At 73.0% G+C, this 17,681-nt stretch carries 19 protein-coding genes; 15 read left to right on the top strand and 4 right to left on the bottom strand.

The window, feature by feature from the left end:
* Nucleotides 1–22 precede the first annotated feature (22 nt).
* From ACFQMF_RS11485 to ACFQMF_RS11500, 4 genes are all read left to right on the top strand, one after another.
* Entirely contained in the window at nt 23–391 is a 369-nt protein-coding gene (locus tag ACFQMF_RS11485; protein WP_256407936.1) for a universal stress protein, read from the top strand.
* The gene (locus tag ACFQMF_RS11490; protein WP_256407937.1) at nt 388–987 is read left to right on the top strand and encodes a GNAT family N-acetyltransferase; all 600 of its coding nucleotides are present in this window, start codon (nt 388–390) and stop codon (nt 985–987) included. The genes ACFQMF_RS11485 and ACFQMF_RS11490 overlap by 4 nt, the downstream gene beginning before the upstream one ends.
* Before the next feature lie 88 nt (nt 988–1,075).
* The gene (locus ACFQMF_RS11495; protein ID WP_256407938.1) at nt 1,076–1,699 is read left to right on the top strand and encodes an adenylate kinase; all 624 of its coding nucleotides are present in this window, start codon (nt 1,076–1,078) and stop codon (nt 1,697–1,699) included.
* Between the two features lie 98 nt (nt 1,700–1,797).
* Complete coding sequence (locus ACFQMF_RS11500; protein ID WP_256407939.1) at nt 1,798–2,712, top strand: DUF106 domain-containing protein; 915 nt, start codon at nt 1,798–1,800, stop codon at nt 2,710–2,712.
* Nucleotides 2,713–2,779: 67 nt separating this feature from the next.
* Here ACFQMF_RS11500 and ACFQMF_RS11505 read toward each other — a convergent pair whose 3' ends face one another.
* Nucleotides 2,780–4,102, bottom strand: a complete 1,323-nt coding sequence (locus ACFQMF_RS11505) for a carboxylate--amine ligase (RefSeq protein ID WP_256407940.1) — start codon at nt 4,100–4,102, stop codon at nt 2,780–2,782.
* A gap of 104 nt (nt 4,103–4,206) precedes the next feature.
* Between ACFQMF_RS11505 and ACFQMF_RS11510 the strand changes: the two genes are divergently transcribed.
* Together ACFQMF_RS11510 and ACFQMF_RS11515 are read left to right on the top strand one after the other, a co-directional pair.
* Complete coding sequence (locus tag ACFQMF_RS11510; protein ID WP_256407941.1) at nt 4,207–4,713, top strand: DUF5813 family protein; 507 nt, start codon at nt 4,207–4,209, stop codon at nt 4,711–4,713.
* A 130-nt stretch (nt 4,714–4,843) separates the two neighbouring features.
* Nucleotides 4,844–5,167, top strand: a complete 324-nt coding sequence (locus ACFQMF_RS11515; protein WP_256407942.1) for a hypothetical protein — start codon at nt 4,844–4,846, stop codon at nt 5,165–5,167.
* 12 nt (nt 5,168–5,179) lie between these two features.
* Here ACFQMF_RS11515 and tmk read toward each other — a convergent pair whose 3' ends face one another.
* Nucleotides 5,180–5,779, bottom strand: coding sequence for a dTMP kinase (gene tmk / locus ACFQMF_RS11520; protein ID WP_256407943.1), 600 nt, complete (start codon nt 5,777–5,779; stop codon nt 5,180–5,182).
* A gap of 164 nt (nt 5,780–5,943) precedes the next feature.
* Here tmk and ACFQMF_RS11525 point away from each other — a divergent pair, with 164 nt between their 5' ends.
* The 7 genes from ACFQMF_RS11525 to ACFQMF_RS11555 all read left to right on the top strand — a co-directional run bounded on the left by ACFQMF_RS11525 (nt 5,944) and on the right by ACFQMF_RS11555 (nt 13,612).
* Complete coding sequence (locus ACFQMF_RS11525) at nt 5,944–7,329, top strand: hemolysin family protein (RefSeq protein ID WP_256407944.1); 1,386 nt, start codon at nt 5,944–5,946, stop codon at nt 7,327–7,329.
* 135 nt (nt 7,330–7,464) lie between these two features.
* Complete coding sequence (locus tag ACFQMF_RS11530; RefSeq protein WP_256407945.1) at nt 7,465–8,331, top strand: universal stress protein; 867 nt, start codon at nt 7,465–7,467, stop codon at nt 8,329–8,331.
* A gap of 161 nt (nt 8,332–8,492) precedes the next feature.
* Nucleotides 8,493–9,389, top strand: a complete 897-nt coding sequence (locus tag ACFQMF_RS11535; protein ID WP_256407946.1) for a complex I NDUFA9 subunit family protein — start codon at nt 8,493–8,495, stop codon at nt 9,387–9,389.
* Nucleotides 9,390–9,546: 157 nt separating this feature from the next.
* Nucleotides 9,547–10,728, top strand: a complete 1,182-nt coding sequence (locus ACFQMF_RS11540; protein WP_256407947.1) for a tubulin/FtsZ family protein — start codon at nt 9,547–9,549, stop codon at nt 10,726–10,728.
* A 13-nt stretch (nt 10,729–10,741) separates the two neighbouring features.
* The gene (gene cofC, locus ACFQMF_RS11545; protein WP_256407948.1) at nt 10,742–11,422 is read left to right on the top strand and encodes a 2-phospho-L-lactate guanylyltransferase; all 681 of its coding nucleotides are present in this window, start codon (nt 10,742–10,744) and stop codon (nt 11,420–11,422) included.
* Nucleotides 11,423–11,494: 72 nt separating this feature from the next.
* Nucleotides 11,495–12,658, top strand: coding sequence for a 7,8-didemethyl-8-hydroxy-5-deazariboflavin synthase subunit CofG (cofG, locus tag ACFQMF_RS11550; protein ID WP_256407949.1), 1,164 nt, complete (start codon nt 11,495–11,497; stop codon nt 12,656–12,658).
* A gap of 93 nt (nt 12,659–12,751) precedes the next feature.
* A complete protein-coding gene (locus tag ACFQMF_RS11555) occupies nt 12,752–13,612 on the top strand; it encodes a mechanosensitive ion channel family protein (protein ID WP_256407950.1) in 861 nt (286 codons plus the stop codon).
* A gap of 20 nt (nt 13,613–13,632) precedes the next feature.
* On the opposite strand, the gene ACFQMF_RS11560 is transcribed toward ACFQMF_RS11555, so the two are convergent.
* Entirely contained in the window at nt 13,633–15,105 is a 1,473-nt protein-coding gene (locus tag ACFQMF_RS11560) for an MATE family efflux transporter (protein ID WP_256407951.1), read from the bottom strand.
* A gap of 128 nt (nt 15,106–15,233) precedes the next feature.
* Here ACFQMF_RS11560 and thiE point away from each other — a divergent pair, with 128 nt between their 5' ends.
* A complete protein-coding gene (thiE, locus tag ACFQMF_RS11565; RefSeq protein ID WP_256407952.1) occupies nt 15,234–15,872 on the top strand; it encodes a thiamine phosphate synthase in 639 nt (212 codons plus the stop codon).
* Nucleotides 15,873–15,891: 19 nt separating this feature from the next.
* The gene (gene thiM, locus ACFQMF_RS11570; RefSeq protein WP_379792125.1) at nt 15,892–16,797 is read left to right on the top strand and encodes a hydroxyethylthiazole kinase; all 906 of its coding nucleotides are present in this window, start codon (nt 15,892–15,894) and stop codon (nt 16,795–16,797) included.
* A 28-nt stretch (nt 16,798–16,825) separates the two neighbouring features.
* On the opposite strand, the gene ACFQMF_RS11575 is transcribed toward thiM, so the two are convergent.
* The gene (locus ACFQMF_RS11575) at nt 16,826–17,644 is read right to left on the bottom strand and encodes an SDR family oxidoreductase (RefSeq protein WP_256407954.1); all 819 of its coding nucleotides are present in this window, start codon (nt 17,642–17,644) and stop codon (nt 16,826–16,828) included.
* Between the last annotated feature and the right edge of the window lie 37 nt (nt 17,645–17,681).

Consider the following 17,681-nt stretch of genomic DNA (forward strand, 5'->3'; position numbering starts at 1 on the left):
CCGCCGTGCAGACACGGCTCGTATGAAGGTGCTCTGCGGGATCGGCGGCAGCGACGACTCGTTCCGCGCGCTCGACCGGACCGTCGAGCGGGCGGCGGTCGCGAACGACGACCTGACCGTGGCGGTGGTCGACAACGAGGACTCCTCGGTCGCGCCGGACGACGTGATGGAACGGGCCCGCGAGGCGGTCGACGACGCGGGGATCGACGCCGAGGTCAGGCGGGTCGAGGGCGACCCCGGAAGCCGGCTGATAGAGATCGCCGAGCGGGAGGCGTTCGAGGAGATCGTCCTCGGCGGCGGGCACACGAGCCCGATGGGGAAGATCACGATCGGATCGATCGCCGAGTTCGTCCTGTTGAACGCCAAGACGACGGTCACGCTGGTCAGATGAGCGACCGACGCTACCCGGCGGCGGTCGCCGACGCGTTCCCGGTCCCCCCCACCGAGTTCACCGACCGGGAGGACCGGACCGTCGAGATCCGGCCGTACGACGGCAGCGAGGCGGCCTACGAGTCGCTCGTCGGGATGTACGACGACTTCGACCCGTCCGACCGCGCGCAGGGGATCCCGCCGGGCGGGGAGGAGCGCATCCGCGAGTGGCTGGACGCGATCCTCGCCGACGACTGCCACAACGTGATCGCGTGGTGCGGCGACGAGGTCGCGGGCCACGCGACGCTGGTCCCCGACGGCGACGCCTACGAGCTGGCGATCTTCGTCCACCAGGAGTACCAGCGCGCCGGGATCGGGACCCACCTCATCCGCGGGCTGCTCGGCCACGGGCAGGCCGAGGGGGTCGAGAAGGTGTGGCTCACCGTCGAGCGCTGGAACCGCGCGGCCGTCTCGCTGTACAAGAAGATCGGCTTCGAGACCTCGGACGCCGAGAGCTTCGAGCTGGAGATGGGGCTCCGGCTGAACGCGGACGCGGACGACGGGGACGACGAGGGCAGAGAGGACGAGGCCGGAGACGACGATGCCGGCGGGGAGTGAGAGGACGAACGCGGCAGGACTGTCGACCCGACGGCCCTCGCTCGCCGGGATCTTCAAGCCTTTACGTGCGGCGGGCGAGCGCTCCGGTATGGGTCACCGAATTCTTCTGTTGGGGGCGCCCGGCGCCGGGAAGGGGACGCAGAGCGCGAAGCTCGCGGACGAGTACGGGGTCGAGCACGTCACGACGGGCGACGCGCTCCGCGCGAACAAGGACATGGAGACGGAGTACGGCACGCCGCGCTCGTTCATGGAGGCGGGCGAGCTCGTCCCCGACCCGGTCGTCAACGAGATCGTCCGGGCCGCGCTCGACGACGCCGACGGGTTCGTGCTCGACGGCTACCCGCGCAACCTCGACCAGGCCGAGTACCTCTCGGAGATCAGCGACCTCGACGCCGTGATCTACCTCGACGTCGACGAGGAGGTGCTCGTCGACCGGCTCACCGGCCGCCGGGTGTGCGACGACTGCGGCGCGAACTACCACGTCGACTTCCAACCCCCCGAGGAGGCGGGCGTCTGCGACGACTGCGGCGGCGAGCTGATCCAGCGCGAGGACGACACCGAGGAGACCGCGCGGGAGCGCCTCCAGGTGTTCTACGACAACACCGAGCCCGTGGTCGACCACTTCCGCGACGAGGGCGTCCTCGTCGAGGTCGACGGCGAGGCGACGCCGGACGAGGTCTTCGACCGGATCCGCGACGTCGTCGAGGCGTAGGGACGCGGCTCTCGCCGCAGCGGGCCGCGCCTCGTCGGCGGCGATCCGCGCCGCCGATCCTACAAGGTTCTTAACCGTCGGCCGCCAACCGACCGATAATGAGCAAGGTCGAACGGAGAGTCCGCTCGCTCGTCAACGAGGACGGCGAGATGCGGGACGCCCTGGAGGTCGTCCTCGACCGCGCCACCGACGGCGAGGTCCAGTGGGTCGACGTCCGCGACGAGATCACCAGCGGCCAGTGGGGCCGCCTCATCGAGAAGGAGATCCTCGTCGACGACGGCGAGTCCGGCTTCGCGCTCGCCGACCCCGACGAGATCGAGGCGGGCATGAGCGAGGACGGCGGGAGCGGCGGCGGCAGCGACGTCGAGACCCCGGAGACGACCTCGTGGACGAAGTGGGACAAGCTCGCCGCCGTCGCGACCATCGGCGCCTTCGTCGGCTACGCCGTCGGTCCCGTCCGCGACGCGATCGCGGGCACGATCGACGTCGTCCTCGGGCCCCTGCTGAACGTCGTCCCCTTCTACGTCGTCATCATGGTGATCGCGCTCGGGACCGGGCTGTACTCCACGCTGCTGCGCGCGGGGCTCATGGACATGGAGAAGATGAGCCAGTACCAGGAGCGGATGCAGGACATCCAGGAGCGCCGGAAGGAGGCGAAGGAGCGCGACGACGACGCGGCGCTCGACGCCATCCAGGAGGAGCAGATGGACGCGATGGGCGACCAGCTCGGGATGTTCAAAGAGCAGTTCCGCCCGATGGTGTGGATCATGTTCCTCACCATCCCGGCGTTCCTCTGGATGTTCTGGGTGATCGGCTACCGCGGCTCGACCGCCGAGTACGAGATGGTCGCTCGGCAGGCGATCGTCGTGCCGCTCGCCGGCGAGGTCACCTGGGACACGGGGATCGTCGGCCCGATCCAGATGTGGATCCTCTGGTACTTCCTCTGCTCGATGGCGTTCACCCAGCTCGTCCAGAAGAGCCTCAACATCCAGATGTCGCCGTCGTCGTCGTAGGTCGCGGCCGACCGCTATTTTCCGCCGTTCGACGTCGCCGCCGCCGTTCGACGTCGCCGCCGGCCCGTCAACAGGAGCAGTAGTACTCCCGGTCGACGAACTCGGTCTCGAACAGCTTCGCGGCCGGGCCGGGGTCGGTGGGGCGGTACGCCCCGGTCGTCAGGTCGCCCTCGCGCTCGAAGGCGCCGGAGACGAGCCGGCGCCAGTCGGCGGCCGACAGCCGGTCCCAGAAGGCGTCGTCGCCAGCGAGCAGCGAGAGGTAGTCGCGGAGGTACACCCACCGCGTCGGCTCGACGCCCTCTGACTCGTAGTCGGCGTCGGTGACCGCGGCGTACGCCGCCATCGGGAGGTTCGCGCCCGCGGCGACGGGCATCGAGATCCACTTCCACGGGCGGGTGTTGACGTCGAGGAGGAGGAACTCCTCGCGGTCGGCGTCGTAGACGAACTCCGACTCGCTGATCCCGTGGTAGCCGGCGTCGTCGAGCACCGCGAGCGCGCGCTCCTCGATCGCCGGCTCGTCGGCCGTCTCGACCAGACAGGAGGTGCCGAACTGCCGCGGGTACCGCACCGCCGCGTTGCCGACGACCGCGAGCGCGTCGCCGGTCCCGGAGGGCGGGACGTACGACGCGAGCGAGTGGTCCCGCCCCGTCGCGATGTCGACGCGCTTCTGCGCCATCACGGCGATCCCCTCGTCGCTCGCGGCCGCGGCGACGTCCTCGAACTCCCCGCGGTCGGCGACCTCGATCACGTTGGTGCCGAACGCCTCCTCGAAGTCGCGCTTGAGCTCGGGCTTCACGACCAAGGGGAAGCCGAGCGCGTCGGCGGCCTCGTCGACCGTCGCGTCGGGCTCCCGCGTCGCCGCCGCGGCGGTCTCCGTCAGCCGGTACGTCTCGGGGTACGGCACGCCGAGCGCCTCGCAGGTCGCGTACAGCTCGGACTTGTTCAACACGTCGTCGAGCGTGTCGCTCCCGGAAAAGGGGAGCCGGACGCCGTCGGGGTCGGCCTCGGCGTACGCCAGCGCCCACTCGTCCATGCAGCCGAACGCGACCGCCTCGGTCCCCGCGGCGTCGACGACCGCCTCCACGTCCTCGCGGAACCCGTCGAGGTCGTCGAGGGGGTACGTGACCGCGCCCGCGAAGTCGACCGCGTCGGATGGCGGGGCGAGGCCGTCGTGGCGGACCGACCCGCTCCCGTCGTCCGCGCCGACCGCCTCGCCGACGCCGTCGCCGGCGCGGTCGAGCGCGATGACGGGCACGCCGTGCGCGTCGAGCGCGCGGGCGACGCCGAGTCCGGTCACGTGGGCGTTGCTGACGAGGGCCGGCGGGCGGTCGAACGACGCGTCCGCGAGCGCGTCGGTCAGCGCCTCCGTCGAGCGGAACTGGTCTGCCATACCCGGCGTTGGCCGTCCGGACACAAAGGCGCACCAGTATCGGCTCGGCGTGCCACTACCGGTGACGCAACGCGCTTTTGGTCCCGCCGCGCCTTCCCCTCGGTATGAGCGAGACAGAGCTGCCCGGCCGGGTCCGCCGCGCGTTCGCGGACCACGGCTCCTTCGAACCCGCCGGCGAGGCGGGCGCCTGGACCTCCGAGACGACCGCGTTCGACGGGGAAGTGCGCGCCGAGCCCGCCGCGGACGGCCGCGTCCGGTTCGCGGTGACCGTCCGGGTACCGACCCTCTCCGCGGCGACCGCCGACGAGGTCGCCGACGTGGTCGAGGAGGGGTGGATCGAGACGTTCGAGCTCCGCGTCGTCGACGTCGGCGGTGTGACGCGCGCCGAGCGCGAGTTCGACCCGGCGGTCACCGTGGGGGACGACGAGATCGCCGTCGAGTTCGAGCTGACCGACATCAACGAGCGGCGCGGCGTCGACGACGCGGGGGCGCTCATCGACTTCGTCGAGGGGACCTACGTGCAGGGCGTCATCCCCGGCTACGAGTACGTCGACCCCGTTGCGGGGCTGCTGTCGGCGGCGCGCCAGCAGGGGAACGACGGCGCGTTCTGACCGCGGTCGCGGCCGGCGGTCGCGGCCGGCGGTCGGAGTCGGCGATCGGCGGTCGGAGTCGGCGATCGGCGGGCGAGGCGTCGGGCGCGTCGGCCGATAGGGGCAAATGCCGGGAGCCCGTACCGGAGGTATGCTCGCGCTGATCGGGTTCGTCAGCCTCCTCGCGCTGGTGGCGTTCCACACGCTCGTCGCCGGGGTGACGACCCGCTTCTTCCGGCTTCGGCTGTCGACGTCGTGGGGGTCGGTGGTGTACACGATCGTCTTGACCCCGATGCTCCTCCTGGTCTCGACGCTCGTGTTCACCGGCGCGCTCAACGTCGGCGCCGGCGTCAACCTCGGCAGCACGACCGTCCTCTTCGGACTGCTCGTCTTCCTCCCGGTCGTGCTCGGCGCGGCCATCGACTACCTCTACGTCCCCTCGCCGGAGGAGTACGAGCTGCCGGACACGCGGTAGGACGACTGCGAATCAGTTCTCGATCAGGTCGGCGACGACCTCGGCGACCCGGGCCGTGACCGCCTCCGGCGACCGCGTCGCGTCGACGCGCACGAACCGCTCCGGCTCCGCGTCGATCAGCCGCTCGTAGTTGTCGCGGACCGCGGCAAGGTAGCCGTCCCGCTCGAACTTGTTCGTGCGGCCCGCGCGCTCGGCGGCGGTCCGGGGGTCCAGGTCGAGGTATATCGTCGCGTCGGGCGGCCGCGAGAAGGGGGCGTGGATCGATTTGACGTATTCGAGGGGGTCCCGGCCGTCGAGGGCGATATCGCTCGCGGCGAGCGTCGCGGCCTGATAGGCGAACCGGGAGTCGGAGTAGCGGTCGGAGACGACGAGGTCGCCGTCGTCGAGCGCGGGCCGGACCGTCTCGGAGAGGTGGTTCGCGTGGTCGGCGGTGTACAGGAACAGCTCCGCGAGCGGATCGGCGTCGTCGGCCGCGATCGAGCGGGCCACCGCCTCGCCGTACCAGCTGTCCGTGGGCTCGCGGGTGAACGTCGCGTCGGGGTGACGCTCGCGGAGCGCCTCCCAGACGGTCGTCTTCCCGCTCCCGTCGAGCCCCTCCAGCGTGATCAGCATGGTCGCGCTCGGACGCGGCGGGGAATAAACCGTCCGGGTTCCGGGGACGCGAGCGCGCGTCCGAGGCTCCCGGGGGGCGCGAGCGCGGCCATTTTTACCGCGGGGCGGCGAACCGGCGCCATGGTCGGCGACTCCCCCGCGCCGCGGGCGACACGGAGGCACCGATGGTAGCCGTCGCGGTCTCGGTCGCTCGGGTGGCCGCGGCGCTGGCGCTGGTCGCCCTGAACGGGTTCTTCGTCGCCTCGGAGTTCGCGTTCGTCCGGGTCCGGTCGACGTCGGTCGAGGGGCTCGCCGCCGAGGGCCGCGCCGGGTCGGCGGCGCTCCGGGACGTGATGGGGAGCCTCGACGACTACCTCGCGGCGACCCAGCTCGGGATCACGCTCGCCTCGCTCGGGCTCGGCTGGATCGGCGAGCCCGCGGTGGCCGCGCTCATCGAGCCGGCGCTCGGCTCGGTGCTCCCCGAGAGCGCGGTCCGCCTCGTCGCGTTCGCGATCGCGTTCGGCGTCGTCACGTTCCTCCACGTGGTGTTCGGCGAGCTGGCGCCGAAGACGATCGCCATCGCGCGGGCCGAGCGCATGGCGCTGCTGCTCGCCCCGCCGATGAAGCTCGCCTACCGCCTCTTCTCGCCCGGCATCGTCGTCTTCAACGGGGCCGCGAACGCCTTCACCCGCGCCATCGGGATCCCGCCCGCCTCGGAGACCGACGAGACGATGGGCGAGCGCGAGATCCGGCGCGTCATCGCGCGCTCCGGCGAGGCCGGCCGCATCGACCCCGCCGAGGTCGACATGATCGAGGGCGTCTTCGAGCTCGACGACACCGTCGTGCGCGAGGTGATGGTGCCGCGGCCGGACGTGGTGACGCTCGCCGCCGACCGGGCGCTCCCCGAGATCCGCGAGACCGTGCTGGAGGCGGGCCACACCCGCTACCCGGTCGTGGCCGACGAGGACGCCGACCGCGTGGTCGGCTTCGTCGACGTGAAGGACGTGCTGCGCGCCGGGGAGGCCGGCGACGAGTCGGCGACTGCGGCGGACCTCGCGCGGGAGCTCGTCGTCGTGCCCGAGACGACGGCGGTCGGCGACCTCCTCGTCCAGTTCCGCGAGGAGCGCCGGCAGATGGCCGCCGTCGTCGACGAGTGGGGCGCCTTCGAGGGGATCGTCACCGTCGAGGACGTGACGGAGGCGCTCGTCGGCGACCTCCGCGACGAGTTCGACGACGGCCGCGGCGAGCACACGATCCGGGCGCTGGAGGGCGGCGCGTACGAGGCCGACGGCTCCGTCTCCCTCCCCGCCGTCAACGACGCCCTCGGGACCGACCTCGAAGGCAACGGCTACGACACGCTCGGCGGGCTCGTGTTGGACCGGCTCGGTCGCACCCCGGAAGCGGCCGACGTCGTCGAGGCCGGCGGGCACCGCTTCGAGGTCACCGCGGTCGACGGCGCGCGGATCTCGACGGTTCGGATCGACCGGATCGAGGGCGACGGAGACGGGGGCGCGAGCGGCCCCGGAGCGGGCGGCGGCGCGAGCGACGCCGACGAGCGCGGCGGCGAGTAGGATGGCGAGACGCGAGGCGGCGCGAGCGAGTAGGGTGGCGGGACGCGAGACGGCGCGAGCGAGTCGGACGGTGGGACGCGAAGCGACCCGGGGCCGCACGGGCGTTTTTTACGGGTCGACCGCGACCCTCCGCCCATGTTCGACCGGATCCTGTTCCCGACCGACGGCGGCGAGGGCGCGGCGGCGACGTTCGGCCACGTCCTCGACCTGGCGGCGGACCACGACGCGACGGTCCACGTGCTCAACGTCGCCGACACGACCCACGACAGCGTCACGCGGGTCGGCCGCGACGTGGTCGACGTGCTCGAAGAGGAGGGCGAGGGCGTCGTGGAGGCGGCCGCGGAGCGGGCCGCGGACCGCGGCGTCGAGACCGTCACGGCGGTGCTCCAGGGCGGCGTCGCGGAGACGATCGTCGCGTACGCGGCGGAGCGCGACGTCGACCTCGTCGCGATGCCCACGCGCGGGCGGACGGGGCTCGACCGACTGCTCCTCGGGAGCACGACCGAGCGGGTCGTGCGCCGGTCGACGGTCCCGGTGCTCAGCCTCCGGCCGGACGGCGAGCCGGCGCGGTACCCGTACCGGGACGTCCTCGTCCCGACCGACGGGAGCGAGCGGGCCGGCGACGCGGTCGACCGCGCCGCGTCGCTGGCGGCGCGGAGCGGCGCGACGCTCCACGTCCTCTCGGTCGTCGACGTCGGGAGCGTCGGGGCCGAGGCGTACTCGGGCACCGACGCGCTCGTGTCGGCGGCGGAGGAGGCGGTCGCCGAGGCCGCCGCCGTCGCCGAGGCGGCGGGCGTGGAGACGGTCGAGCACGTCGAGGTCGGCTCGTCGGCGGTCCGCGGGATCCGGGCGTACCTCGCGGACCGCGACGTCGACCTCGTCGTCATGGGCACCCGCGGGCTGACGGGCGTCGAGCGCTACCTGCTCGGGAGCGTCGCGGAGCGCACGGTCCGGACCTCGCCGGTCCCGGTGCTGACCGTGCCGGGCGACGGGTCGGAGTGAGAACGGCGGCGGACCCGACAGAAGGACGGTCGCCCCGTCGACTGACGCCGGCCACCGCGGTCGACCGGGGTCGGTCGCCGGTTCGAAACCGCGGCACCGCTCCGCTCGGCGGCGTCTGACGCCGCGGTAGGTTTACGGGGGTTCCTCGCGTTGAGCCGTGCATGAAGGTATTGGTAGCCGGCGGGACCGGGTTCATCGGGTCGTACCTCTGTCGCGCGCTCGCCGACGGGGGTCACGACGTGACGGCCCTCTCCCGCTCGGGCGGAGAGACGCCGGACGGGGTCGACGTCGCGACGGGCGACGTCACGGACTACGACTCGATCGCCGGGGCCGTCGAGGGGCAGGACGCCGTGGTGAACCTCGTCGCGCTCTCGCCGCTGTTCGAGCCGAAGGGCGGCAACGTGATGCACGACCGGATCCACCGCGGCGGGACGGCGAACCTCGTCGACGCCGCCGAGGCGGCCGACGTCGAGGGGTTCCTCCAACTGAGCGCGCTCGGGGCCGACCCCGACGGCGACACCGCCTACATCCGCGCGAAGGGACAGGCGGAGGAGATCGTCCGGGAGAGCGGCCTCGACTGGACGATATTCCGGCCCTCGGTCGTCTTCGGCGAGGGCGGGGAGTTCGTCTCCTTCACGAAGCGGCTGAAGGGGATGTTCGCGCCCGTCGTCCCGCTGTACCCGCTGCCCGGCGGCGGGAAGACCCGGTTCCAGCCGATCCACGTCGAGGACCTCGTCCCGATGCTGGTGGCGGCGCTGGAGGGCGACGAGCACGTCGGCGAGACCTACGAGATCGGCGGCCCGGAGACGCTGACGCTCCGGCAGGTGACCGACCTCGTGTACGAGGCCGAGCGCAAGGGCGTCACGATCGTCCCGCTGCCGATGCCGCTCGCGAAGGTCGGGCTGACGGTGCTCGGCGCCGTCCCCGGCTTCCCGATGGGGCCCGACCAGTACCGGTCGTTACAGTTCGACAACACGACGGCCGACAACGACGTCGCCGCGTTCGGCGTCGACCCGGACGAACTGACCACGCTCGGCGCGCATCTGGGGGTCCGATGACGCGGTCGATCGCGAGGCGGGGCGGCGGTTCTGCGGGCCGACCCGAGGGCGCGGGGTCGTTCGTGTCACTCAGTCGGATATCAGCGATGGTAACGGCAACCGAAGGATTAAGTATGCCATCACGTTCTGTTCATTTCAAAGGCGGAGGGAGCACACGATGAAACTTGCAATGATCGGATTCGGACAGGCGGGGGGAAAAGTCGTCGACAAGTTCCTGGAGTACGACAAGCGGACGGGGTCGGAGATCGTCCGCGCGGCCGCCGCCGTCAACACGGCGAAGGCCGATCTCATGGGACTCGAACACATCACCGAGGAGCAGCGCGTCCTCATCGGCCAGTCCCGCGTGAAGGGCCACGGGGTCGGCGCGGACAACGAGCTCGGCGCGGAGATCGCCGAGGAGGACATCGACGAGGTCCAGGGCGCGATCGACTCGATCCCGGTCCACGAGGTCGACGCGTTCCTCGTCGTCGCCGGGCTCGGCGGCGGCACCGGCTCCGGGGGGGCGCCGGTGCTGGCGAAACACCTCAAGCGGATCTACACCGAGCCCGTCTACGGGCTCGGCATCCTGCCGGGCAGCGACGAGGGGGGCATCTACACCCTCAACGCGGCCCGCTCGTTCCAGACGTTCGTCCGCGAGGTGGACAACCTGATGGTGTTCGACAACGACGCCTGGCGGAAGACGGGCGAGTCCGTCCAGGGCGGCTACGAGGAGATCAACGAAGAGATCGTCCGGCGGTTCGGCATCCTCTTCGGGGCCGGCGAGATCCGGGAGGGTCAGGAGGTCGCCGAGAGCGTCGTCGACTCCTCGGAGATCATCAACACGCTCTCCGGCGGGGGCGTCTCCACCGTCGGCTACGCGGAGGAGGAGGTGGAGGAGCGCTCCTCCGGCGGCCTGCTCTCGCGGCTGCGCAACGACGACGGGGACGAGGACGAGCTCGACAGCGCGCACACGACCAACCGCATCACCAGCCTCGTCCGCAAGGCGGCGCTCGGCCGGCTCACACTCCCCTGCGAGATCGAGGGCGCGGAGCGCGCGCTGCTCGTGCTCGCCGGCCCGCCGGATTACCTCAACCGGAAGGGGATCGAGCGCGGCCGCAAGTGGCTCGAAGAGCAGACCGGCTCGATGGAGGTCCGGGGCGGGGACTACCCGTACCGCGGCGCCGGCTTCGTCGCGACCGTGATCCTGCTCGCGGGCGTCACGAACGTCCCGCGGATCAAGGAGCTCCAGCAGGTCGCCATCGAGGCGCAGGACAACTTAGACGAGATCCGCGAGGAGAGCGAGGAGAACCTCGACGAGCTCGTCAGCGACGACAGCGACGAGCTGGAATCCCTGTTCTAGGGCGACCCTCCCGATGGAGGTCATCGTCCCCTTTTCGACCGACCGCCCCAAGTCGCGACTCTCCGCCGTCCTCGACCCCGACGAGCGGGCGGCGTTCGCGCGGGCGATGCTCCGCGACGTGCTCGCCGCCGTCGAGGGCGCCGGCGGCGACCCGCGGGTCCTCGCTACCGGACCGGTCGACGCCGACTTGGGGTGTCCCGTCGCGGTCGACGGGCGTCCCCTGACCGACGCCGTGAACGCGGCGCTGGACGCGCGGCTGGGAGGCGACGGCGGCGAGGGGAACGCGGACGGCCCGGAGCCCGTCGCGGTCGCGATGGCCGACCTCGCCCTCGCCACCCCGGAAGCGCTCCGGGAGCTGTTCGCGGCCGGCCGCGAGGCCGATATCGCGATCGCCCCCGGCCGCGGCGGGGGGACGAACGCGTTCGTCGCGAGCCGCCCCGAGTTCCGGGTCGACTACCACGGCGCCTCCTACCTCGACCACCGGCGGATCGCCGCGGAGATCGGCGCGAGCGTCGCCGTCGTCGACTCCCACCGGCTCGCGACCGACGTGGACGAGCCCGCCGACCTCGCGGAGCTCCTGATCCACGCGGAAGCCGATGACGCGGCCGACGGCGGGCGCGCGGCCCGGTGGCTCCGCGACGCCGGCTTCGCGCTCGACGCGGGAAACGGGCGGGTCGGCGTCGAGCGGGGGTAGGGGGCCGGCCGACGGTTCCCGCCCGGATCCGGGACCGCGATCCTTTTTGAACCGCGAGCGCGAGGTGCGGACGTGTTCACGGCGGCCGACGAGTACGGGATCGACCTGTCGATCGACGAGCGGGCGGTCGAGCGACTGCTCTCGGTGACGCCCGCGGACGTCGAGCCCGCCGACCGCCTCACCTTCGCGCGGAACGTCTTCGTCCCGCTGACGACCGCCTGCCGGTACACCTGCACCTACTGCACCTACTACGACGTGCCGGGCGAGGCCTCCCTGCTCTCGCCCGAGGAGGTCCGCGAGCGCTGCCGCGTCGGCGCCGACGCCGGCTGCACGGAGGCGCTGTTCACCTTCGGCGACGAGCCGGACGACCGGTACACCGCGATTCACGACCGGCTCGGCGAGTGGGGGTTCGACTCGGTCCACGACTACCTCTACCGGGCCTGCGAGATCGCCTTGGAGGAGGGGCTGCTCCCGCATTCGAACCCGGGCGACCTCACCGAGGCGCGGTTCGCCGACCTGCGGGAGGTGAACGCCTCGATGGGCGTCATGCTGGAGACGACCGCCGACGTCGACGCGCACTCGGGGGGCCGCCGAAAGACTCCCGGCCAGCGGCTCAACACGATCCGGGCGGCGGGCCGGCAGGGGGTCCCGTTCACCACCGGCATCCTGGTCGGGATCGGCGAGGGGTGGCGCGACCGCGCGGAGAGCCTGCTGGCGATCCGCGAGCTCCACGAGCGCCACGGCCACGTCCAGGAGGTGATCGTCCAGAACGTCGTGCCGAACGAGCGGTCGGACTTCGCGAGGCCCGACCTCGCGACGATGCGCCGGGTCGTCGCGATGGCGCGCGCGGCGCTCCCGCCCGAGGTGTCGGTCCAGGTCCCCCCGAACCTCTCGCCCGCGGCCGACCTCGTCGACTGCGGGATCGACGACCTCGGGGGCGTCTCGCCGGTGACGGACGACTACATCAACCCCGCCTACGAGTGGCCCGACCTCGACGGGCTCCGCGCGGTCGCCGACGCCGGCGGGATGCCCCTGCGCGAGCGGCTCCCGACCCACGCCCGATACCTCCCGGACGACCTCCGACCGGCGGGCGTCGACCCCGCGCCGCCGCCGACGGACCGCGACGCGTGGCTCCCGCCGGCGGTCCGCGACCGGATCCGCGACGGCGACGTCCACGGGCGGCGGCTGCGCGGGGTCGCCCGCGGCGACGGGCCGCTCGCGGTCCGGAGCGACTGAGTGCCCGTGACGCGGAGCGTCCGACTCCCGAACCGGACGTAAACAACCGCGGTGCCAGTACCTTCTTTATATAGTCGCCGCAAGGACGGGACGATGTACCCCTTACAGCTCGACGCGATCGCGAACGCCGTCGACGTGGCGGCGATCGCGACCACGGCGCTCCGATTCGTCGCCGGCTTCCTCGCGGTGCTGCTGCTCGGAAAGCTCGTCCTGATCCCCGGGCTTCGGCGGGTCGTCCGGTCGCGCGGGTTCGACGAGGCCGTGTTGAGCCTCGGGACGAACGTCCTCAACGCCGTCGTCTGGGTGGCCGCGATCGCGATCGGCTTCGCCGTGGCCGGCTACGGGAGCTTCCTCTCGGCGTTCGCGGTGTTCGGCGGCGCCATCGCGCTCGCCGTCGGCTTCGCGGCGCAGGACCTCCTCGGCAACTTCGTCGCCGGCGTGTTCATCCTCAAGGACAAGCCGTTCGAGGTCGGCGACTGGATCGAGTGGGACGGGGAGTCAGGCCGCGTCGAGGAGATCGACCTGCGGGTCTCGCGCGTCCGGACGTTCGACAACGAGCTGGTCACGGTGCCGAACGGCGACCTCGCGAACAGCGCCGTCACGAACCCCGTCGCCTACGACACGCTCAGACAGAAGTTCGTCTTCGGGATCGGCTACGACGACGACATCGCCGAGGCGACGGACATCATCGTCGAGGAGGCCGAGGCCCACGGGGAGATCCTCGACGACCCGGGCGTCTCGGTCCGGCTCGTCGAGCTCGGCGACTCGGCCGTGGGGCTCCAGTCGCGCTGGTGGATCGCCGACCCCGACCGCGGCGACTTCGTCCGCGTGCGCTCCGAGTACGTCACCGCGGTGAAGGAGGCGTTCGACGAGGCCGGCATCGACATGCCGTACGTCCACCGGCAGCTCACCGGCAGCGTCGAGGTCCTCGAATCGGCCGTCGACGGGGAGTAGGGCCGCCGCGGCGAACGCCCTCACTCCGTCGACGCGTCGCCCTCGGCCGCGTCCGGCCGGTACTGTCGACTGACGGCCTGCCACCGGTCCGACCGGAACCGCGAGAGGTTGAGTCCGGCCGGCACCAGCTTCTCCGCGATCACCGCCGCGTACAGCCCGCCGACGCCGAGCGGCGTCGCCAGCCCGAGCAGCGCGGCCGGGAGCGCGACGACGTACAGCCCGACCATCGACGCGAGGAAGGGCCACCGGGTGTCGCCCGCGCCCCGGAGCGACCCGGTCACGGAGCCGTCGACGCCGAGCGGGATCGCCGAGACCGCGGCGACGACGACGAAGGCGGCGGTCGCGGCCACGGCGGCCGGGTCGTCGACGAACACGCCGGCGATCGGGTCGGCCGCGACGGCGACGACCGCGGACGCGGCCACGTAGACGACCGCCGACAGCCGGATCACGTCGCGGCCGTACTCGGTCGCGAGCGCCTCCTCGCCCGCGCCGAGCCGCTGGCCGACGAGCGTGCTCGCGGCGATGGAGAAGCCCCAGCTGAAGCTCCCGAGCAGCGCCCGGACGCGGCGGCCGACTTCGAGGGCCGCGACGGTCGCGGAGCCGAACGAGGAGGCGACCCACAACAGCGGGAAGACGGCGACCCCCTCGGCCACGCGGCGCCCGATCAGGGGCGCGGAGACCCGGAGGAGCTGCCGGATCAGGCCGGCGTCGACCCACGGCCCGGCGCGCCCGATCGGGACCGGCGAGGCGCCGCGGCCGAAGTACGACCGGCCGGTCATCCCCCACGAGAGCGCGACTCCGACCGCGGCGATGGAGACGGCGGTGCCGAGCGCCGCGCCGAGCACGCCGAGGCCGACGCCGAGCACGAGCCAGACCGTGAGGACGACGTTGAGGAGGGCGCCGCCGGCCCGGACCACCATCGGCGTGAACGTGTCGCCGACGCCGGCGTAGGTGCGGCTCGCGATCATGTTGAAGAACTCGAAGGCGAGCGCCGGCGCGGTGACGACGAGGTAGACGGTGCCGGCCCGGAGCGCGGTCCCCTCGCCGCCGACGAGCGCGATCAGCGGCTCCGCGAGGGCGACGAGGCCGACGACGATGGGGGCGACGAGCGCCAGCGCGACGAGGAGCGACCCCTTGACGACGAGCGCGGCGCGGCCGCCCTCGCCGCCGCCGTAGTTCTGCGAGACGAGCGACACCGTCCCGCCGGCGAGCCCGATGGAGACGAACTTCGCGAGCTGCCAGTAGGCGAACGCGAACGCCAGCCCGGCGACGGACGGCGCCCCCAGGGCGATCCCGACGACCGCCAGGTCCACCGTGTTCTTCGACATGATCGCGAACCCGGTGACGATCCGGGGCCACGCCAGGTCGAGCGTCTCGCCGAGCCGGTCTCGGTCGATGACGCCGGCGCGGTCGAGGCCGCCGGCCGCCGCCGACCCGATCCGGGAGAGGGCGACGCGGAGCCGGAGGGCCGCCGCCCGGAGTCGTGATCGCATCGACTGCGGTACGGACCGGGGCGGCTTGGGTCTGTTCACCTCGGCAGGCCGCCGGGACCCGCGGCGACCGACCCGGAGCCGCCGCGCGAACGACAGCTTTTCACGGCGACCACCAGAAGGTATCACCAATGAATCCCAAGGAGTGGCGGACGTACCTCGTGACGCAGGGGAGTCGGTCGGCGGGCCGCGACACCGAGGCGATCGTCGAGGCGGCGCTCGACGGCGGCGTCGACGCCGTGCAGCTCCGCGAGAAGGGCGTGAGCGACGCGGAGCGGTACGAACTCGGCCGACGGCTCCGCGAGCTCACGGCCGACGCCGGCGTCCCGCTGCTCGTCAACGACCGGGTCGACATCGCCGGCGCGGTCGACGCCGACGGCGTCCACCTCGGCCAGTCCGACCTCCCGGTCGCGGTGGCGCGCGAGCGGCTCGGCGAGGAGGCGGTCGTGGGACGCTCGACGTCGACGGTCGGCGAGGCGCGGGCGGCCGCGGAGGCGGGGGCCGACTACGTCGGCGTCGGGGCGGTGTACGGGACGGGGACGAAGGACGTGCCGGACGCGAAGGACGGGATCGGGACGGACCGGATCCGGGAGATCGCGGAGGCCGTCGACCTTCCGGTGATCGGGATCGGCGGGATCGACGCCGACAACGCGGGTGCGGTCGCGGCGGCGGGCGCGACCGGGGTCGCCGTCGTCTCGGCGATCACGGCCGCGGACGACCCGCGCGCGGCGACGGCGGCGCTCCGGGAGGTGGTCGACGATGCGCGGTGAGCAGACGGGCGGGGAGGAGATGAGCGGTGAGCCGACGGGCGACGACCTGACGACCGGCGACCCGACGACCGACGATCCGACCGACGCCCCGATCGACGGCGCGCTCGTCGCCGACGCGCTGTCGGCGGTCGGGGCGGCCTCGCCGCTGGTGCACCACCTCACGAACGCCGTGACGACGAGCGAGACCGCGAACGTCACGCTCCACTGGGGCGGGCTCCCGGTGATGGCCGACGCGCCGGCGGAGGCGGGCGACATGGCCGCCGGCGCGGACGCGGTCGTGATCAACACCGGAACCGCGTCGCGGCCCGACATCGGCGCCATGGTCGACGCGGGGCGGTCGGCGAACGAGGCCGGGGTCCCGGTCGTCCTCGACCCGGTGGGATACGGCGCGACTCCGCACCGCGTCGAGTCGGCGGGGCGGCTGCTCGACGCGGTCGCGTTCGACGCGATCAAGGGGAACGTCGGCGAGGTCCGCGGGCTCGCCGGAGAGGAGGCGGCGGTCCGGGGCGTGGAGTCGGTCGACGAGGGCGACGCCAACGTCGCGGACGCGGCGCGGGCGCTCGCCGCGGAGACCGGGGCCGTCGTCGTCGCGTCCGGCCCGACCGACGTCGTCGCCGACGGCGAGCGCGCCTTCGGGGTGACGGCCGGCCACGAGCGCATGGGGTCGTTCGTCGGCTCGGGCTGCATGCTCGCGAGCACCCTCGGGACGTTCGCGGCGGTCGTCGGCGAGGGCGACGGGGCGCCGGCGTCGACGACCGAGGCCGCGCTCGCCGCGTGCGCGGCGTACGGCCTGGCCGGGGAGCGCGCCGCGGCGTCCGACCCGGCGGGACCGGCGAGCTACCGGACGGCGTTCATGGACGCGGTCGCCGCGGTGGCGGCGGAGCGGCCCGCGCCCGACCTCGCGTCGCGGGTCGAGGAGGTCTGAGACCGCACCACCGGGTTTCGGAGGGCACCTACCGCGTCGCCGACTTCCACTCGCGGAGCCCGAGCCGCTCCCCGTTCAGGTCCTCGGCGGGCGCCTCGGTGGCCGCCCAGACGAACAGCGGCGCGACGCTCTCGGGGTCGCGGGCGCGCTCCTTCCCGGTGAGGTCGGTCGCGACGAGCCCGGGGTCGACGACGCCGACCGCCGCGTCGAGGTCGGCGGCGAATCCCCGCGCGACCGCCTCGGCCGCGGCCTTCGAGACCGCGTACGCCCCCATCCCGGGCGTCGACTCGTGCGCGACCGACCCGGAGGGAACGATCACCCGCGCGCCGTCGGCGAGGTGCGGGACCGCTTCGCCGATCGTCGCGAAGACGCCGCGGGCGTTGGTGCGCATGGTGTCGTCGTAGTCGGCGTACGAGACCTCGTCCGTCGGCCGCCCGCCGGGCGCGCCGTGGAAGACCGCGGCGTTCGCGAGCACGACGTCGATCGGACCGCCCTCGCGGGCGGCCCGCTGGAAGAAGCGTTCGAGGTCGAACTCGTCGCGGACGTCGACGCGTTCGCCCCAGGCGGTGCCGGCCGTGTCGGGGGCGTCGGGAGCGTCATCGGCGTCATCGGCGTCCGCGGCATCCCCGGCGCTCTCGGCGTCCCCGGCGCCGTCTCCGGGACCGTCGGAACTGCCGTCGCCGTCGTCCCCGTCGCCGTCCTCACCGTTCAGCTCCGCGACGGTCCGATCGACGGCGTCGCCGTCGCGGCCGGAGACGGCGACGAACGCCCCCGCCTCGACGAACGCCTCGGCCACAGCCCGCCCGATCCCGCTCGTTGCGCCGGTGATCGCGACCGTCGGTTCCATATGGGGATCGGTAGGGGCGGCCGCGACTTAGGCGTAC

The sequence above is a fragment of the Halorubrum rutilum genome (genome assembly GCF_042665015.1).
GTDB classification, from domain to species: domain Archaea; phylum Halobacteriota; class Halobacteria; order Halobacteriales; family Haloferacaceae; genus Halorubrum; species Halorubrum rutilum.

What these genes read in the sequence shown, in the direction of transcription:
- ACFQMF_RS11495 (WP_256407938.1), top strand. Translation starts at nt 1,076, where the DNA reads ATGGGTCACCGAATTCTTCTGTTGGGGGCGCCCGGCGCCGGGAAGGGG.
- ACFQMF_RS11555 (WP_256407950.1), top strand. Translation starts at nt 12,752, where the DNA reads ATGTACCCCTTACAGCTCGACGCGATCGCGAACGCCGTCGACGTGGCG.
- tmk (WP_256407943.1), bottom strand. Translation starts at nt 5,779, where the DNA reads ATGCTGATCACGCTGGAGGGGCTCGACGGGAGCGGGAAGACGACCGTC.
- ACFQMF_RS11525 (WP_256407944.1), top strand. Translation starts at nt 5,944, where the DNA reads ATGGTAGCCGTCGCGGTCTCGGTCGCTCGGGTGGCCGCGGCGCTGGCG.
- ACFQMF_RS11575 (WP_256407954.1), bottom strand. Translation starts at nt 17,644, where the DNA reads ATGGAACCGACGGTCGCGATCACCGGCGCAACGAGCGGGATCGGGCGG.
- ACFQMF_RS11505 (WP_256407940.1), bottom strand. Translation starts at nt 4,102, where the DNA reads ATGGCAGACCAGTTCCGCTCGACGGAGGCGCTGACCGACGCGCTCGCG.
- ACFQMF_RS11560 (WP_256407951.1), bottom strand. Translation starts at nt 15,105, where the DNA reads ATGCGATCACGACTCCGGGCGGCGGCCCTCCGGCTCCGCGTCGCCCTC.
- ACFQMF_RS11490 (WP_256407937.1), top strand. Translation starts at nt 388, where the DNA reads ATGAGCGACCGACGCTACCCGGCGGCGGTCGCCGACGCGTTCCCGGTC.
- ACFQMF_RS11510 (WP_256407941.1), top strand. Translation starts at nt 4,207, where the DNA reads ATGAGCGAGACAGAGCTGCCCGGCCGGGTCCGCCGCGCGTTCGCGGAC.
- ACFQMF_RS11540 (WP_256407947.1), top strand. Translation starts at nt 9,547, where the DNA reads ATGAAACTTGCAATGATCGGATTCGGACAGGCGGGGGGAAAAGTCGTC.
- ACFQMF_RS11530 (WP_256407945.1), top strand. Translation starts at nt 7,465, where the DNA reads ATGTTCGACCGGATCCTGTTCCCGACCGACGGCGGCGAGGGCGCGGCG.
- thiE (WP_256407952.1), top strand. Translation starts at nt 15,234, where the DNA reads ATGAATCCCAAGGAGTGGCGGACGTACCTCGTGACGCAGGGGAGTCGG.
- ACFQMF_RS11535 (WP_256407946.1), top strand. Translation starts at nt 8,493, where the DNA reads ATGAAGGTATTGGTAGCCGGCGGGACCGGGTTCATCGGGTCGTACCTC.
- cofC (WP_256407948.1), top strand. Translation starts at nt 10,742, where the DNA reads ATGGAGGTCATCGTCCCCTTTTCGACCGACCGCCCCAAGTCGCGACTC.
- ACFQMF_RS11485 (WP_256407936.1), top strand. Translation starts at nt 23, where the DNA reads ATGAAGGTGCTCTGCGGGATCGGCGGCAGCGACGACTCGTTCCGCGCG.
- ACFQMF_RS11500 (WP_256407939.1), top strand. Translation starts at nt 1,798, where the DNA reads ATGAGCAAGGTCGAACGGAGAGTCCGCTCGCTCGTCAACGAGGACGGC.
- thiM (WP_379792125.1), top strand. Translation starts at nt 15,892, where the DNA reads ATGAGCGGTGAGCCGACGGGCGACGACCTGACGACCGGCGACCCGACG.
- ACFQMF_RS11515 (WP_256407942.1), top strand. Translation starts at nt 4,844, where the DNA reads ATGCTCGCGCTGATCGGGTTCGTCAGCCTCCTCGCGCTGGTGGCGTTC.